The organism is Methylobacter marinus A45 (assembly GCF_000383855.1).
GTDB lineage: Bacteria > Pseudomonadota > Gammaproteobacteria > Methylococcales > Methylomonadaceae > Methylobacter > Methylobacter marinus.
Window position 1 is genome coordinate 1,075,943 of record NZ_KB912877.1, and the last position, 15,504, is coordinate 1,091,446.

18 protein-coding genes and 1 tRNA gene are annotated in these 15,504 nt (G+C 56.6%); 8 read left to right on the top strand and 11 right to left on the bottom strand.

The window, feature by feature from the left end; translation table 11 throughout:
* Window positions 1-137 precede the first annotated feature (137 nt).
* The 4 genes from METMA_RS0104805 to METMA_RS0104820 all read left to right on the top strand — a co-directional run bounded on the left by METMA_RS0104805 (window position 138) and on the right by METMA_RS0104820 (window position 2,965).
* Window positions 138-1,106, top strand: coding sequence for an ABC transporter substrate-binding protein (locus tag METMA_RS0104805; protein WP_020157935.1), 969 nt, complete (start codon window positions 138-140; stop codon window positions 1,104-1,106).
* Window positions 1,107-1,119: 13 nt separating this feature from the next.
* Window positions 1,120-1,866, top strand: a complete 747-nt coding sequence (locus METMA_RS0104810; protein ID WP_020157936.1) for an ABC transporter permease — start codon at window positions 1,120-1,122, stop codon at window positions 1,864-1,866.
* A complete protein-coding gene (locus METMA_RS0104815; protein WP_020157937.1) occupies window positions 1,863-2,603 on the top strand; it encodes an ABC transporter ATP-binding protein in 741 nt (246 codons plus the stop codon). Before METMA_RS0104810 ends, METMA_RS0104815 begins: the two co-directional genes overlap by 4 nt.
* Window positions 2,604-2,701: 98 nt before the next feature.
* Window positions 2,702-2,965: a hypothetical protein gene (locus METMA_RS0104820; protein ID WP_020157938.1), complete on the top strand. Its 264-nt coding sequence runs from the start codon at window positions 2,702-2,704 to the stop codon at window positions 2,963-2,965.
* A 55-nt stretch (window positions 2,966-3,020) separates the two neighbouring features.
* Here the strand turns inward: METMA_RS0104820 and flgL are convergent, their stop codons facing one another.
* From flgL to flgB, 11 genes are read right to left on the bottom strand one after another with little or no spacing between them, the layout of a single operon-like run.
* Entirely contained in the window at window positions 3,021-4,295 is a 1,275-nt protein-coding gene (gene flgL / locus METMA_RS0104825) for a flagellar hook-associated protein FlgL (RefSeq protein ID WP_020157939.1), read from the bottom strand.
* 9 nt (window positions 4,296-4,304) lie between these two features.
* Window positions 4,305-5,978 (bottom strand): flagellar hook-associated protein FlgK, encoded by a 1,674-nt coding sequence (gene flgK, locus METMA_RS0104830; RefSeq protein ID WP_020157940.1) that lies wholly within the window; start codon window positions 5,976-5,978, stop codon window positions 4,305-4,307.
* Window positions 5,979-6,020: 42 nt separating this feature from the next.
* A complete protein-coding gene (gene flgJ, locus METMA_RS0104835) occupies window positions 6,021-7,010 on the bottom strand; it encodes a flagellar assembly peptidoglycan hydrolase FlgJ (RefSeq protein ID WP_020157941.1) in 990 nt (329 codons plus the stop codon).
* 10 nt (window positions 7,011-7,020) lie between these two features.
* Window positions 7,021-8,118: a flagellar basal body P-ring protein FlgI gene (locus METMA_RS0104840; protein WP_020157942.1), complete on the bottom strand. Its 1,098-nt coding sequence runs from the start codon at window positions 8,116-8,118 to the stop codon at window positions 7,021-7,023.
* Between the two features lie 14 nt (window positions 8,119-8,132).
* Window positions 8,133-8,804 (bottom strand): flagellar basal body L-ring protein FlgH, encoded by a 672-nt coding sequence (flgH, locus tag METMA_RS0104845; protein WP_020157943.1) that lies wholly within the window; start codon window positions 8,802-8,804, stop codon window positions 8,133-8,135.
* Window positions 8,805-8,817: 13 nt separating this feature from the next.
* Window positions 8,818-9,606, bottom strand: a complete 789-nt coding sequence (gene flgG / locus METMA_RS0104850) for a flagellar basal-body rod protein FlgG (RefSeq protein WP_020157944.1) — start codon at window positions 9,604-9,606, stop codon at window positions 8,818-8,820.
* A 50-nt stretch (window positions 9,607-9,656) separates the two neighbouring features.
* Window positions 9,657-10,397, bottom strand: coding sequence for a flagellar basal-body rod protein FlgF (gene flgF / locus METMA_RS0104855; RefSeq protein ID WP_020157945.1), 741 nt, complete (start codon window positions 10,395-10,397; stop codon window positions 9,657-9,659).
* A 22-nt stretch (window positions 10,398-10,419) separates the two neighbouring features.
* Entirely contained in the window at window positions 10,420-11,718 is a 1,299-nt protein-coding gene (flgE, locus tag METMA_RS0104860) for a flagellar hook protein FlgE (protein WP_020157946.1), read from the bottom strand.
* A 15-nt stretch (window positions 11,719-11,733) separates the two neighbouring features.
* Window positions 11,734-12,405: a flagellar hook assembly protein FlgD gene (locus tag METMA_RS0104865; RefSeq protein WP_020157947.1), complete on the bottom strand. Its 672-nt coding sequence runs from the start codon at window positions 12,403-12,405 to the stop codon at window positions 11,734-11,736.
* A gap of 13 nt (window positions 12,406-12,418) precedes the next feature.
* Window positions 12,419-12,835, bottom strand: coding sequence for a flagellar basal body rod protein FlgC (gene flgC / locus METMA_RS0104870; protein ID WP_020157948.1), 417 nt, complete (start codon window positions 12,833-12,835; stop codon window positions 12,419-12,421).
* Window positions 12,836-12,837: 2 nt separating this feature from the next.
* A complete protein-coding gene (gene flgB / locus METMA_RS0104875; protein WP_020157949.1) occupies window positions 12,838-13,230 on the bottom strand; it encodes a flagellar basal body rod protein FlgB in 393 nt (130 codons plus the stop codon).
* Window positions 13,231-13,545: 315 nt separating this feature from the next.
* Here flgB and flgA point away from each other — a divergent pair, with 315 nt between their 5' ends.
* The 4 genes from flgA to METMA_RS0104900 all read left to right on the top strand — a co-directional run bounded on the left by flgA (window position 13,546) and on the right by METMA_RS0104900 (window position 15,342).
* Entirely contained in the window at window positions 13,546-14,244 is a 699-nt protein-coding gene (gene flgA, locus METMA_RS0104885) for a flagellar basal body P-ring formation chaperone FlgA (protein WP_020157951.1), read from the top strand.
* Between the two features lie 78 nt (window positions 14,245-14,322).
* Complete coding sequence (gene flgM, locus METMA_RS0104890) at window positions 14,323-14,631, top strand: flagellar biosynthesis anti-sigma factor FlgM (protein WP_020157952.1); 309 nt, start codon at window positions 14,323-14,325, stop codon at window positions 14,629-14,631.
* Window positions 14,628-15,128, top strand: a complete 501-nt coding sequence (locus METMA_RS0104895; RefSeq protein WP_020157953.1) for a flagella synthesis protein FlgN — start codon at window positions 14,628-14,630, stop codon at window positions 15,126-15,128. The genes flgM and METMA_RS0104895 overlap by 4 nt, the downstream gene beginning before the upstream one ends.
* Window positions 15,129-15,265: 137 nt before the next feature.
* Window positions 15,266-15,342 (top strand) — tRNA-Arg (locus METMA_RS0104900).
* The last annotated feature ends 162 nt before the right edge of the window (window positions 15,343-15,504 follow it).

The window sequence follows — 15,504 nt, forward strand, 5'->3', positions numbered from 1 at the left end:
CAGGCGCACGGGATTGTCCTGATAGCGTAGGCGTATCGCTCGACACACGGCTTCCAGGCGATCAAGCTAAAACCTCGCATGAAATCCCGCATGCAGATAGAATATCAGGATTTTTAATTCATATCGGGAGAGACGCCATGAAACTCAATGCCTTGTTTATCGGCCTCTGCATGCTGGTATCCGGTCACAGCTTCGCTACGGAAAAGACCACGATCCGGATCGGCGTGCTTGCCTTCGGGACTGTCGACTGGGAATTATCGGCGCTGCAAAACGCCCCTGAAACGGCATCGGCTGATTTTAAACTGGACATACAGCGACTGGCCAATCCCGAGGCCGGTAAAATCGCGCTGCAATCGGGCGCCGTCGACATGATCGTCTCGGACTGGATCTGGGTGTCGAAACTGCGCGCGACCGGCTCCGATTACACGTTTTATCCCTATTCCTCGACATCGGGCGCCCTGGTCGTGGCCGATAACAGCCCCATCCGGACGCTGAAGGATCTGAAAGGCAAGCGCCTGGGCATTGCCGGCGGCGAACTGGATAAAAACTGGTTGCTGTTGCAGGCGCTGGCGCAAAAACAGCAGTTGGATTTGGATGCGCAAGTAGACAAAGTCTTCGGCGCGCCCCCCTTACTGAACCAGCAGATCAAGCAAAACCGCATCGACGCCGTGCTCAATTACTGGCATTTTGCCGCCCGGCTGGAAGCGCAAGGCTACCGTCAAATCATCGACGGCAAAGGCATGATCAAAGCGCTGGGCATCGATGAAGAAGTGCCCAGTCTCGGTTATGTGTTCAAGCAAAGCTGGGCCATGAATCATAAGAAGGCGGTCAACGATTTCCTGGCCGCCAGCCAGCAGGCTCAAAACCGGCTCTGTACATCCGATGCCGCCTGGCAGAAAGTCATTCCGCTGACCCAGGCGAAAGACACGCCAACCCAAAATACGCTCCGGCAGCGTTACTGCGAAGGCCGCATCGAGCAATGGGGCGAACCTCAGCAGCAAGCGGCCGGCCGCCTTTATGCAATGCTGCGCACGTTAAGCAATAATAAGCTGACAGGCGATTCGGAAAACCTGCAGCCGGGCATCTTCTGGTCGATTGAACAATAAAAGGCCCGGGCATTTGAATAGTCGTCAAAAACTGCTGCCGGCCCTGTCCCTGCTGGCCTTTCTGGCGCTCTGGCAGGGGCTGGCCGTTTATTTAAGCAGCAGCGTGCTGCCGGCACCGAAAGCCGTAGCCCATGTTTTCTGGCGAGAGACCGTCTCGGGGCAACTGCCCTATCACCTGGGCGTCACCCTGCTCCGCCTCGTGGTCAGTTTCGCCATCGCCATGCTGCTCGGTTGCGCGCTCGGCATCGTTTTGGGCCGGCATAAAAAGCTCGATGCCTTCTTCGACAACTGGCTGGTCATTTTCCTGAACATTCCGGCCCTGGTCACGATCATCCTGTGCTATGTCTGGTTCGGCCTGATCGAATCGGCCGCCATTCTGGCCGTCGTCATCAACAAGCTGCCCAACGTCACCGTGACCATACGCGAAGGCACCCGGGCGCTGGACCAGGACTTGCTGGAAATGGCCCGCTGCTACCGCTTCGGCCGGCGTAAAACCTTTACGCATGTGATCTGGCCGCAACTGCACCCGTTTGTCATGAGCGCGACGCGCTCAGGATTGGCGTTGATCTGGAAGATCATTCTGGTGGTCGAATTATTGGGTCGCGGCAACGGCATGGGTTATCAGCTGCATTTGTTTTTCCAGCTGTTCGACGTGGCCGGCATTCTGGCTTATACGATCGCCTTCGTGGCCGTCATTCAACTGATAGAACTGGTGATTCTGAAGCCTTTGGATAGAAAATCGCTGCGGTGGCGCCGATGACCGACATCCGCATCCGCATCAACAGCAAAACTTATCCGGCCATAGGCCAGGCGGGGAAGCATCAAGCCATCGCCAATCTCGACCTGTCGATGAAGGCCGGCGAATTCGTCTGCCTGGTCGGCCCTTCCGGCTGCGGCAAGACAACGCTGCTGAATATTATCGCCGGTCTGGATCATGATTATGACGGCGAGATTCTGCTGGGTTCGCAGCACACGCACCCCAGAATCGGCTATGTGTTCCAGAATCCGCGTCTGCTGCCCTGGCGAACGGTCAGGGAAAACATTGAACTGGCGCTGGACAGCGCTCAATCGCCGGATCAGATCGATCCCTTGCTGGAGACCATGCAGCTGACCCGGGCGCAGCATGTTTACCCCGAACGCCTATCCTTGGGCATGAGCCGCCGGGTCGCCATCATCCGCGCGTTTGCCGTCGATCCCGACCTGCTGTTGATGGACGAGCCCTTTGTCTCGCTCGATGCGCCGACAGCGAGGCAGGTGCGGGATCTGCTGCTGAAACTGTGGCGGCAGCGCCCGCATACGGTTTTGTTCGTCACCCACGACCTGCGCGAAGCCATCGCGCTGGCGGACCGGCTGGTCTTCCTGTCTGCCTCGCCCATGCGGGTCCTGCGGGAACTGACTGTCCCCATCGTCAGGAATGAACGCCATAACGAGGCGCTGATCGAATCCTACAGGCAGCAGTTGATGAACGATTACCCGGAGATAAGACAGTTGTTATAACCCATACCCCCTTGAAATAAAGGGTTAAATGTCCGATACTTAGGGCTTTTTTAAGCCTTAGCCGGGCTTGCCATACCACCAATGGAGGCTAACAAAGCATGAACAAAAAATTTATCTTGGGATCGGCAATTGCAGCGATTGCGTTAAGTCCATTAACCGCATCGGCAACCAGCGATGACGAGCAATACCCCGCCGCCAATTTCCAGCCTAAGGTTATCTACATCGATGAAGAAGCTGCCGCCAAGGCCTCTGCCGAGGAATCATCGGCCAAACCTGAAAGAAAGAAAGCCGAGTTCGACCCGAACTACCCGGCGGCAAATTTCGAGCCTAAAGTCATTTTCCCCGTTCCTGAAAACGGATAAGCGCTAACTGAAAAATCGGGGAGACAGGATTTTGCTTCTATCCGTCTCCCCGCCTTCACAGATAATTAAACAGTGATAACTGTTGAACCTTGGCGTAGGCCTGCTGCGCCGCCTGCAACGATACCGTCTGTAAATTAAACCGGCTGATGGCCTCGGCGTAGTCGAGGTCTTGCGTCTCGGAAAGCGTCGTTTGCGTGTCCAGGATGAACTTTTCGTTGTGCAGTTCCTGGTCGTCCAGGGCATTCAACCGCGCCCCGACACTGGTTCTGGCCCTTAAAAAACTGTCCAGGGCCGAATCAAGGTCCGTCAAGACGTTGTTGAGCTGTTCATTCAGAACATTCGTTGCCGGCAGATCGGCTCCCGTTCCCGTTTGCCCCTCGGCAAAGCCCGCATCCGTCAAAAAACCGCCCGTACCGGCATTGATCGTTATCGACGACGCCGCGCCCTGCGTGCTCGATACAAATTCGATGTTATTACCGTTGGAGCGCGCCGTTATGCCGGCCGCGGCCAATCCCGCCGTCGCATTGATCGCGCCCACCACCTCGTCCAGGCTGGCATAGTTGCCGCTCAGGCTCACGGTGACAGGTCCGCCGGCATCGCTGCTCAGATCAAACGATGTAGGTGCCGCGGAATAATCCAGGCCATAGCGTAAAAACCGGTCGCCGGTGATGGCGCCGGAGGCGGCCTGAAAATCGCCGCCCAAACTGTTGGACAAGGCTTTCAGGGTATTGAAGATACTGCGTTTGCCATCCGGGCTGGCGGCCGAATCGATATTCTCGAATACGTTAAACCCCAAATCGCCATCGGCCACCTGCCGCTCCGGGCCGATTTGCAGGACGCGCTGATTGATGCCGCCCTGATAAACATAGCTCTGGCTGCCGGAATCGTAAGCGAAGGGCGGCACGCTGGACAAGTCGCCGGAAAAGATGAATTCGCCATTGGCGTTCTTGGTATTGGCCAGGCCTGCCAACTCATCCAGCAACTGATCCACTTCCTGCTTGATGGCCAGCCGGTCATTGCCCGACAGCGTCGCATTCGCGGCCTGTATCGTCAATTCCTTGGCGCGGAACAATACATCTTCCGAACCGGCCAATACCGACTCTTCGATATTCAAGCGTGCCCGCGCGGTAAAAATATTGTCCTGGTATTGATGAGTCTTATCGATCGTTTCCTGCAGGTCCAACGCCCTGACCGCCGCGGCCGGATCATCGGCGGGGGTCAGCACTTTAAGCCCGGTTGACAGCTGCATCTGGGTCTTGGACAGGCTGGCTTGCCGGGCCAGCATGCTGTTCACGCCCAACTGCTGGGCCCAGGATGTTGAAATTCTCATACCCTCTCCTTACCTTATCGCCCCGAGCAGCGAGTCGAACAAAGAACCGCTCATGGAAATGACCTGGGCGGCGGCCTGATAGGACTGCTGAAACTTGATCAAATTGGCGGCCTCTTCATCGAGATTGACCCCGGCCAGACTTTCGAATGAACCTTTCGCCTGATTCAGCAACGTTTCCTGCGCCGAGACGCTGACCGTGGCGGCATGCGTCAAGGTGCCGACTTCCGAGACGATCTGTCCGTAACCGCCGGCGAAGGTACTGGCGCCGCCCAGCATGCTGCCTTTGTTTTCCAGTGCGGCCAAGGCCAGCGCGTTCCTGTTGTCGCCGGGCATGGGTCCGTTCACGACATAGGCGTTGCCGTCGCTGTCGACGGCGGCATTGGTTGCCGCCGCGATTTTCAGCGGATCGGTAACGTTGACGCCGATCGACTGCGCACCCTGGGATGCGGGCTTGATCAAGAAACTGTCGCCGGCCGCCACGGTGCCCGGCGTAATGGTCAAGCCGGGCACGGCATTGGTCAGCTGGGCCGGTGTCAGCGTCTGGAATGACTTATCATTGATACGTGTCAGTTTATAGCTGGCGCCGTCAAAATCCAGCTGATAATCGCTGAAATCCATGGCGCTCACGTCAGAATAGCCGACCGCGATGGAAGCGCCGGCGCTGTTCGCCGCACCATTTACGACCGGCACGGCGGCAGGATCGATGCCGGAAAAAAAGTCAGCTCCGGCATTGCCGGCCAAATCATAACCGGCCGTATGCATGGCATTGAATTCCGTGGCCATGCTGATTGCAACGCGCCCCAGTTTTTGCTGGGCAGGGTCCAGCACCTCATCGCGAAACCGCAAGGCGCCGGCCAGCTCTCCGCCGCTGATGTTCCTGGTGATGTCACCGCCGCCCTGTATCGCGATGTTCAGCCTGGCGGGGTCCAATTCGGATTGCCTGACTTCCAGTTGATTGCTCTGCCCGCCCAGGACCAGGGACTGGCCTTGCCCCGTGAACACGCTCAGCCCGCCGTTTGAGTCGGCAACGACGGAAATATCGATCAGTTCGGACATCTTCAGCAACAGGTTGTCCCGTTGATCCAGCAGGTCATTGGGCATCTGTCCGTTCGGGGTCTTGCCCGTTTCGATCACGATGCGCTGGTTAAGATCGGCTACCGCCGTCGCATACATATTGATACTGTCGACCTTGCTGTTGATGTCCTGATTGACCTGCGCGCGCAGTTCATTAAAGCGCGCGTCCATCGTATGAAAGCGCTGCGTCAATATTTCGGCTTCCGAGAGCATGACCTGCCGGGCCGGAATCGAGGTCGGATCATCGGCCAGTTCATGCACCGCATTGAAGAAACGTTTGATCGCGGGACTCAGGCCGGTACTGGGATCGGCCATCAGATTGTCAACCTGCGAGGCGAGTTTCTGGTATTTATCGGCCTCACCGAATGCCGAGGCGCTGGTACGCACTTGCGCCGTGATGAACTGGTCATAGCTGCGCGTCACGTTGGCGACATTGACGCCCTGGCCGATAAATCCTGGTCCGATAAACAGCTCGGGCTTGGTCGCCAGCTCGGCACGCTGACGGCTGTAGCCTTCGGTATTGACGTTGGCGATGTTATGACTGGTCGTTTCCAGCGAGCGCTGGAAGGCCATGAGCCCTGACAATGCCGTGCCTAAAATACCTGTCATAGTCGTGTCCTGTGCTGAGGGTTAACTGCTGCCCGGATGCCGTCAATCATTCATTGCCACGGATAATCCGGGTTCGTTCAGGGTACTGCTGTTGTAAATGCGCATGACTTTGTCGGCATAGTGCGGATCGGTCGCATAGCCGGCCCGTTGCAACGATTGCACATAATGTTCGGCATTACCGGCCTGTTCCAGGGCATTCTGATAACGCGGGTTATTTTTTATAAAGCGCACATAATCCTGAAAACTGTCCTGGAACGAGTCGTAGGATCTGAAGCCGGCATTGACCTTTTTGGCGATGCCGTCCTCGAATTCCAGTGTCGGCACTTGCGCCTGCTTGCCCTGCCAGGCTTTATCGGCCTTGATGTTAAACAGGTTGAAGCTGCTGCCGCCATCGCCGTGTTTTACCAGCGACCGCCCCCATCCCGTCTCCAGCGCTGCCTGCGCCAGAATGACCCGGGGCTCGACGCCCAATTCCCGCCCCGCCCGCTCGGCCATGGGCCACAACTGCCGGACAAAGTCCTGTGCCGACTGTATCGGCAGGGCCTGCTCATTCTTTAATGCGGCTTCGGATGTTTCTTCGACGGAACTGTCGAACAAGCGCTCCAGTGCTTGATGCGCCTCGCTTTCGTGCTTGTGGACCCGCGGTTTGTCGGCGGCATTGGCATGTCTGGAGATGGACTTCGGTGTCGAGGACGAGCGGTTCAGGTAATCCTCAAGCTCGAGTTTTTCATTAGCGGGTTTCTCGTCGCTGAGCTGCTTGACGATCAAATCGGCCAGGCCGACCGAGCCCGACAATTGCACAGCCAGCTGCTGGTCATACATGTCGTTGTAAAATTGGCTCTGATCATTGTCCATGATGCCGTCGGCCAGCTTGGCGTCGCGCATGCTTTTCAGCACATTATTCAGGAAAATCGCCTCAAACTGCCGGGCCGTTTCCTTCAACGCTTCCGGCGATTCTTTCCGGGCTTCGTTTTTCAGCTTCGCCAGTCCGTTAAAATCGGTATAAACATCAGCATGATTGACGTTCTGCATGACAACCTCTCTAGATCACGATCAGTTCGGCGCGCAAGGCGCCGGCCGTTTTCAGCGCTTCCAGGATAGCCACAAGATCGCTGGGCGCGGCGCCCACATTATTGACGGCCTGCACGATTTCATCGAGCGAAACGCCGGGATTAAATACAAACATGTGATTTTTTTCTTCCTCCACCCGGATGCTGGACTGCGGCGTCACGGCTGTCTGCCCGGACGAGAAGGCGTTCGGCTGGCTGACTTGCGGATTCTCGCTGATCGTCACGGTCAGGCTGCCGTGCGACACGGCCGCCGGCTGTACCCTGACCTTGCTGTTGATGACCACGGTGCCGGTGCGCGAATTCACGATGATGCGCGCCGGCGCATCGTCGGGCGCGACGTTGATGTTCTCGACCATGGACGCGAACGTGACCTTCTGGCCCGGATCGCGCGGCGCCCTGACCCGGACCGATGTCGCATCGATGGGCTTGGCCGTGTTGCCGCCGAGCATGTTGTTGATGGATTCGGCCATGCGGTTGGCGGTGGTGAAATCCGGCGTATGCAGGTTGAACACCAGGCTGTCGCTGTCGGCGAACGGCGTGTTGACCGTACGCTCAACCGTGGCGCCGTTAGGGATGCGGCCGACGCCGGGGTTGTTGACGGTGATGTTGGAGCCGTCCCGGCCCGACGCGCTCAGGCCGCCCACGACCAGATTACCCTGCGCCATCGCGTAAACCTGGCCATCCGCGCCTTTCAACGGACTCAGCAATAACGTGCCGCCGCGCAGGCTCTTGGCATCGCCGATCGAGGACACGGTCACATCGATCTGCTGGCCGGGCTTGGCGAATGGCGGCAGCTCCGCCGAAACAGCCACGGCGGCGATATTCTTGGCTTTGGGATCGATGCCGGGCGGCAGGGTCAGCCCCAGACGCGCCAGCATACTGCGCACGCTTTGGCCGGTAAACCGGGTTTTATCGCCGGATTTATCGAGGCCGACGACCAGGCCGTAACCGATCAGCTGGTTAACCCGAACGCCCTCGATAGCGGCGATATCCTTGATGCGCTCGGCCCAGGCCGGCGCCGTGCAGGACAGGGCCAGCAGCGTCAGAGAAATGGTTTTTATTAGCTTCATAATCGCCCGTCCGCTTAGAATGGGAACCAGGGGCTCTGCAGTATGCGTGAAAACCAGCCGATCCTGCTGGCGTCCGCCATGGCGCCGCTGCCGGTATACATAATAGTCGCATCGGCGACCTTGTCCGACGAGATGGTATTGGCGGTATCGATATCGACCGGCCTGACGATGCCCGACAACCTGACATACTCATCGCCCTGGTTCAAGGTCACGCGTTTCTCGCCGCGCACCTTTAAATTGCCGTTCGGCAGCACTTCCACGACCGTCACCGAAATATCGCCGCTCAGGCTGTTGCTCTGATTCGCGCCGCCCTCGCCTTCGAATTCGGTGGCAAAATCCACTTCGGTTTTCATGTCGCTGCCCAGCAGCGACTCGGCCGCCATGCCGAACAGGTACGGCACCGAACCGCTCATGCGCGTATCCTTCTTGGTATCGAGATCGGCTTTCTTTTTCGCCTGCGTCCGTTCCGTTAGCCTGATCGTCAGAATATCGCCGACCCGCATGGCCTTATAGTCCTCGAACAGGCGCATGTCGTATCCGGCCTGATAAATGCCGCCGGTATTCTGCACCGGCGGCCTTAAATCGGCCGGCTGCACCGGGGCAAAGGCCGGGTCCCTGGGCGGCAGCGGCGTACAGGCCGGCAGCAGCGTCAGAACGGCTGCGATCAGCTGGATTTTTTGTCTCATCTCACGCACCTGTCTACAGTTGTTGCGTCACAAAGGACAGCATCTGATCGGTGGTCGAAATCGCCTTGGAATTCATTTCGTAGGCCCGCTGCGTCTCGATCATGCTGACCAGTTCCTCAACCACGTTGACATTAGAGGTCTCCAGCGAACCCTGCAATAACGTGCCGAATTCATCCTCGCCGGGCGTGCCGATGATGGGCGTGCCGCTGGCGACCGATTCGCGGTACAGGTTTTCGCCGACCGGTTCAAGGCCGGTCGGATTGATGAAATCGGCCAGCTGGATTTGCCCCAGCTCGACCGGCGTGGCATTGCCGGGCTGCAGGGCCGATACGGTCCCGTCCCGGCCGATGGTGATGCTGATCGCGTCCTCGGGCACGGTAATGGCCGGCTCCAGCATCAAACCGCCCGAGGTCACGAGCTGGCCCAGGGAGTCCAGCTTTAACGAGCCGTCGCGCGTATAATTGATATCGCCGTTCGGCATCAGGATCTGCAGAAAGCCCCGGCCATTGACGGCAACATCGAGCGAATTTTCGGTCTGCTGAATATTGCCCTGCGTATGCAGTTTCTCGGTGGCGACGGTCCTGACGCCGGTGCCCAGCTGCAAGCCGGTCGGCAGTTGCGTGTTCTGGGTGGACTGCGCGCCGACCTGTCTGACGTTTTGATAAATCAAGTCTTCGAAGATGGGCCGGGATTTCTTGAAGCCCGTGGTATTGACGTTGGCCAGGTTGTTGGCGATGACCGCCATGCGGGTCTGCTGGGCGTCCAGACCGGATTTGGCGACCCATAATGCGCGTTCAGTCATGATAGTCTCCTAAGTGACAATATTTTGTTCTATCCGAGTTAATGCATTGTTCATGCCATCTGCATCAGTTTGGCGCTGACGGCGGCGTTGTCGTCGGCGTTTTTCATCACCTTGGTTTGCAATTCAAAATTCTTGGCCAGCTCGATCATGTCCACCATGGCAGCAATCGCATTGACATTGCTGCCTTCCAGGACGCCCTGCACCAGGCTGACCTCGGCGCTGGCCTCGGGTGCCGTGCCGTCCTTGATATACAACAGGCCGTCGGCCTGCTTCTCGAGATTGTCAGGCGCCGGCTTGACCAGCTTGATGCGATCAAGCTCGACCATGGCGCTGGCATTGGCGCCCAGGGGGATTATGCTGAGCGTGCCGTCCTTGCCTATGGTCAGTTTTTGCGACGGCGGAATGGCGATCGGCCCGTCCTGGCCCAGAACCGGCAGACCGGCGCCGGTCTGCAGCATGCCTTCGGGTGTCACGCGCAGGTCCCCGGCCCGGGTATAGGCTTCCTTGCCGCTGGCGCTCTGGACGGCCAGCCAGCCCTCGCCTTCTATCGCCACATCCAGTTCGCGTCCCGTGGTCTGCATGGCGCCGGCCGACAGATCGGTTCCCGGACGCTCGGTCATGGCATAGACGCGTGTCGGGAACCCCGCGCCGAACACCGGCTGGCTTCGGAACTGCTCCAGGTCGGACTTGAATCCCGTGGTCTGGGTATTCGCCAAATTATTGGCGTTGGTCGTTTGCGCCAGCAGCGTCTGCTTGGCGCCGCTCATGGCGATATACAGGCTTTTGTCCATAACGGCTCCCCTACCCTAGTGTTTAACGGATATTCAAGATCGCCTGGGTAATGGTATTTTCGGTCGAAATGGATTGGGCATTGGCCTGATAAGCCTGTTGGCCAATGATGAGGTTGACCAGCTGCTCGGACAGGTCGACGTTGGAAGCCTCTACCGAACCTGACTGAATGGTGCCGAAGCTGCCTTTTCCCGGCTCGCCCGGAACCCGCTCGCCGGAATCGGCGCTTTGCGCCCAGGTCGAGTCGCCCAGTTTGGTCAAGCCTTGCGGATTGGCGAAGCGCGACAGCGCGACCTTGCCTAGAGGCGTCGAGCCGCCATTGCTGAATCGTGCGAATACGATGCCTTCATCGCTGACGCTGATGCCGGTCAGATTGCCGGCAGGCAAGCCGTCCTGCGCCAGATTATTGACCGAGAACACGCTGCTGAACTGGGTCGTGCCGGTAAAATCCACGGAAAACGCCAAATCATCGACATTTAGGTTGGGATCTATGTCGGTGGACGCTATGGCGCCATAAGAGGTCTGCCCGAGCGGCGCAGTCAGTTTTCCGGCCGTATCGAAAGTCATCGTTATCGATGTCTGGCTGCCGTCCAGAGGCAGGGTGGCAAGTGAGCCGTCCACATTAAATGGCTTGCCGTCGATAAACAGATACGCTTCCCAGGTGTTGGGCGTGCCGGGGCTCTGGCTGACATAATAAGTGCTGGCGATATGGGAATTGCCTTGTGAGTCATAGATCGTCATCGATGACTCATGATTATAGGAATCGGGATTAGTGGGATCGACCGGCGAGCTGACCGGCGTCGTCTGCGTCGATTGTAAGTTGGCACTGACAGCCAGCGCCGAGGAGGCAACGGGCGAGCCCTGCTCGGCATTGACTCGTAGCGGTTGAAAAACGCCCGAGCTGAAGCCATCGGCGACGGTCGTGCCGTTCGGCTTGAATGCCATCAAAAAATTGCCCTGATTGTTCACGACATAGCCATCCTTATCCAGCTTGAATTCGCCGGAGCGCGTGTAAATGGAGGGCTGATCGGATGTCGCATCGGTGCCGAGCGAGAAAAAGCCTTCGCCGCTAATCGCCAGGTCCAGGTTATTGCCCGTGGCATTGATGTTGCCTTGCGAAAATTGCTGGGCAACGTTGGTGACACGCACCCCTGTTCCGGGCTGGGTTTTACTGACGCCGCCGACACTGGACGCATAGACATCGGCGAATTCCGCCCGCGATTGCTTGAATCCGGTCGTGTTGGCATTGGCGATGTTGTTTCCCGTTACCGCTAAATTTTTAGAGGCCGCATTCAAGCCACTGATTGCCGTAAAAAAAGTCATTTTTGCTCTCCAATCCTACAAAATCTGCTTAATCTGATTAAAATCGACCGCGCCCAACCCCTGCAGGTTGACGCGCATGGCCTGCTGGGCATTGCCCAGCACGACACTGTCTACTTTCGAATAAACCTGCGTGGCCAAAGCCGTATTCTTGCCGTCAATCGTCCCGGTCGCCTCGATTTTATAAACGCCCGGATTCGCCGGCAGGCCGTCCTCGGCCATGCCATCCCAGACAAATGGCACCGTACCTTGCGAATGGCTGCCCAGCGACAGGTTTCTGATGGTTTCGCCGGTGCTGGCATCGACGATCTTTACCGCCACATTCGCTGAACTGCCGGTCAGTTCCAGCTGGCCTTTGATGTCGCCGCCCGCGGACAGCAAGCCCTGGCTGGACGGCGCCGAAACCCATCGGCCGACCAGGCTGGAGGCCTGCAATGCCTGGTCCGAGCTGATCGATTCGGCGAAGCTTTTAAACGAGCTCTGGAGATCCTGAATCCCCGAGACCGTCCCGAACTGTGCCATTTGCGCCAGAAAGTCGCCATTTTCCATCGGTTTTGACGGGTCCTGATGCGTCAACTGGGTGGTCATCAGCTTCAGAAACTCCTCCTGGCCCAGCGCCTGTTTTTTTGCCGGCGCCGGTTCCGCACCGGACAGGCCCAAGGCCTTGATCGTGTCTATTCCGATACCCATGTGCTATTCTCCTTTACTGTCCCATTCTCAATGTCTGCAACATCAACTGCTTGGCCGTATTCAAGACTTCCACGTTGTTCTGGTAGGAACGCGAAGCCGACATCATATTGGCCATTTCCTCGACCGTATTGACGTTGGGCTTGTAGATGTAACCATTTTGATCCGCCATGGGATGATGCGGCGCGTATTCCATGACCGCCGGCGCCTGGCTCTCGACCACGCCCAGCACGTTGACCTTGCTGGCGCCATCGTTCTGGTCCAGGGCATTTTTCAGCTCGGCCGCGAACACCGGCTGCCTGGATTTGTAAACCTGATCGGTACTGCTGCTGACGCTATTGGCGTTCGATATATTGCTGGCGACCAGATTCAGCCTTAACGACTGCGCGTTCATGCCGCTGCCGGCGATATCGAATATGCGAAAAGACGACATGTTTATTCTCCTTTCAGGGCCAACATCAAGCCCGAGAATTTCTTGTTGATGAACTCCAGGCTGGCCTGATACTGCACCGCATTTTCGGCGTATTTGGCCTGCTCGACATGAGCCTCGACGGTATTGCCGTCCAGGGCAACCTGATTGGGATTGCGATACAGCAACTGCGCGCCCAACAATTGCTGCCCGGGGGCGAAATGTCCCGGCTGGGTACGCTCCATCACCGGATGTGACGGCATGCTTTGGTTCAAAATCGACTGAAAGTCCAGATCGCGGGCTTTGTATCCCGGTGTATCGGCATTAACCAGATTGGCGGCCAGTATTTCGGCACGCCTTTCCCGCAAAGCCAATGCCTGAGGATGAATGCCGAGCGCCTTATCAAAATTTATAGCCATATCGTTACCTCCAATTGCTTGCCTTAATACCAAAGCACAGCGCATACCAAGACACAATTAATTCAATCAAATCATAAAGATAACAATTGGCTTTCGGCGACTATATTCATCTCCGGACGGTCTGGGCATTAAAAAAACAGGCTACCCGGCAAAAAATGGCCGCCCTGCAGCAGCCATATATATAAGGAATCGAACCGAAAAGAGACGGCGTCAATAAATTGCCGCGCCCGGCCAGCGAAGCTGGGAAAATACAGGTTATTACTTGGCATCAATCCTGCTTAATACCTGTTTAAGTCATGAATCCGACGCTTAATTATGTTTAAAAATATACCGACCACGTTGACCCTGGCCCTTGCACTAGTGACATCCGGCCATGCGGCCGAGTCGTTTCAGTCGCACGAATCCATTTATGGGCTCGTCAACGATCATATTGCCCGGCATATAAACACCGAGGCCGAATACGAGGTCGAATTGTTACCGCTCGACAACCTGTTGCAATTGCCGGCCTGTACCGAGCCGCTGGAGACTTTCACCACGGCCGACGTCATAAAGCCGGGCCGGAATTCAATCGGCGTGCGCTGCAATGCCGATAAAAAATGGTCTATTTTCGTCGCGGCCGTGATCAAGGTTTATCAGCGCATCCTGGTCTTGACCCAGCCGGTGCAACGGGATGAGATCATTACCCGCGGGCACTTGTCGTTCGAGAAAAGAGACGTTTCCCGGCTCAACGAGAATTTTGTCACGCAACCGGAACAGATTGAAAACAAACAGGCATTACGTCATATGCCGGCCGGTGCCGTGCTCAACGCGAAAAATTTTGCTGAACCCAAACTCATCAAGAGAGGCGACAAAGTCATCATCAGCGCCACACAGCCGTCTTTTGACATACGCATGAACGGCCAGGCCATGATGGACGGCATCAAGGGCCAGCTGATCCGGGTCAAGAACCAGAATTCCGGACGCATTATCCGTGCTACCGTTATCGAGCCGGGACGGGTCTCCGTCAATCATTAAATCCGGCCCATTAAATATTAAAGTTTTATACTATTGCGCCGATAACAGTTGCAGATACAGAATCCGGAGAAACTTGACATGGCTATCGAATCAATCACGGGCAGAGCGCATCCCCCGTCCTCGCCCAAAACAGCATCTAAAACCGAAGCCGGGGCGCCCAAGCAAGCAAGCGCCCAGGCGCCCGGAAAAGTTGATAGTATTGCGATCACGGCCGCCACGCAGGAAATAAAAAAGGCCTTTGCATCATCAACTTCAGCCGTGGACATGGAGCGCGTCGCGGCGGTAAAGAAAGCGCTTGCCGACGGCAGCTACTCGATCGATGCCGAGAAAATTGCCGAAAAACTAATTCAGTTTGAAAAATTACTGCCGCCCGAGAACAGCACATGAGCCTGATAGAACAAACTTTTCCCATCATGGAAAAACTGATCCTAAATGCCCTGCAGTTGGCCGAACAACTGCATCAGCAACTGACCCAGGAAACCGAAGCGTTAAAGCATATCCAGGACGCTGAACTGATCGACACGATAGCCGCCAACAAGAGACAACTGGTCGCCCAACTGGAGCAATTCAGCCAACAACTGGGCCAGGTACTGGCTACCGAACAACTGCCCAATCATCAGGACGGCGTCCAGGCTTATTTTCAACGCACCGAGGCAGCGGGACTCTCAAACGTCGAATTAACCGGCAATTGGGCGAAACTGATGTCCCTTTGCGCCGAATGCCGGGCTCTGAACGAACAGAACGGCGCCAGCATCGAACTCCTGGCCCGCCATACCAACCGCTCGCTGCATATTCTCAAAGGCAAGTCCCAGACCACCATGACCTATGGCCCGGACGGCTCAACCCGAAGTGATAATTTTACCCGCCCTTTGATTTCGGTATAATCCTTCACCCTTGACAATAAACGGGTGTGGAAATCTGCTAATCCGTCACAGGAAGGCTTCGAGCATTACCTTTTTATCCTGGAACGAGAACAAAAAAGCATTAAATCCTCCGCTTATGGTAAAATCGTTTTTATTTTGCCCCGATAGCTCAGTTGGATAGAGCGGTCCCCTCCTAAGGGACAGGCCGGTGGTTCAAATCCGCCTCGGGGCGCCATTAACACCACGAGTATCACCGTAACGATACGTCATTAACCCCATCACTCGAAACGTCGAGAACAAGTTGACTGCAATCATCATTATCTTGACGCGTTTTTATTAGAATTATCCCCTTTACCCAGGCTGCAAGACTCTTGTCACTATCAGCCCTTTATTGAGA

Excerpts from the sequence above, each read along its gene's own strand:
- METMA_RS0104805 (WP_020157935.1), top strand. The coding sequence starts at position 138 with ATGAAACTCAATGCCTTGTTTATCGGCCTCTGCATGCTGGTATCCGGT.
- METMA_RS0104815 (WP_020157937.1), top strand. The coding sequence starts at position 1,863 with ATGACCGACATCCGCATCCGCATCAACAGCAAAACTTATCCGGCCATA.
- METMA_RS0104820 (WP_020157938.1), top strand. The coding sequence starts at position 2,702 with ATGAACAAAAAATTTATCTTGGGATCGGCAATTGCAGCGATTGCGTTA.
- flgL (WP_020157939.1), bottom strand. The coding sequence starts at position 4,295 with ATGAGAATTTCAACATCCTGGGCCCAGCAGTTGGGCGTGAACAGCATG.
- flgK (WP_020157940.1), bottom strand. The coding sequence starts at position 5,978 with ATGACAGGTATTTTAGGCACGGCATTGTCAGGGCTCATGGCCTTCCAG.
- flgJ (WP_020157941.1), bottom strand. The coding sequence starts at position 7,010 with ATGCAGAACGTCAATCATGCTGATGTTTATACCGATTTTAACGGACTG.
- METMA_RS0104840 (WP_020157942.1), bottom strand. The coding sequence starts at position 8,118 with ATGAAGCTAATAAAAACCATTTCTCTGACGCTGCTGGCCCTGTCCTGC.
- flgH (WP_020157943.1), bottom strand. The coding sequence starts at position 8,804 with ATGAGACAAAAAATCCAGCTGATCGCAGCCGTTCTGACGCTGCTGCCG.
- flgG (WP_020157944.1), bottom strand. The coding sequence starts at position 9,606 with ATGACTGAACGCGCATTATGGGTCGCCAAATCCGGTCTGGACGCCCAG.
- flgF (WP_020157945.1), bottom strand. The coding sequence starts at position 10,397 with ATGGACAAAAGCCTGTATATCGCCATGAGCGGCGCCAAGCAGACGCTG.
- flgE (WP_020157946.1), bottom strand. The coding sequence starts at position 11,718 with ATGACTTTTTTTACGGCAATCAGTGGCTTGAATGCGGCCTCTAAAAAT.
- METMA_RS0104865 (WP_020157947.1), bottom strand. The coding sequence starts at position 12,405 with ATGGGTATCGGAATAGACACGATCAAGGCCTTGGGCCTGTCCGGTGCG.
- flgC (WP_020157948.1), bottom strand. The coding sequence starts at position 12,835 with ATGTCGTCTTTTCGCATATTCGATATCGCCGGCAGCGGCATGAACGCG.
- flgB (WP_020157949.1), bottom strand. The coding sequence starts at position 13,230 with ATGGCTATAAATTTTGATAAGGCGCTCGGCATTCATCCTCAGGCATTG.
- flgA (WP_020157951.1), top strand. The coding sequence starts at position 13,546 with ATGTTTAAAAATATACCGACCACGTTGACCCTGGCCCTTGCACTAGTG.
- flgM (WP_020157952.1), top strand. The coding sequence starts at position 14,323 with ATGGCTATCGAATCAATCACGGGCAGAGCGCATCCCCCGTCCTCGCCC.
- METMA_RS0104895 (WP_020157953.1), top strand. The coding sequence starts at position 14,628 with ATGAGCCTGATAGAACAAACTTTTCCCATCATGGAAAAACTGATCCTA.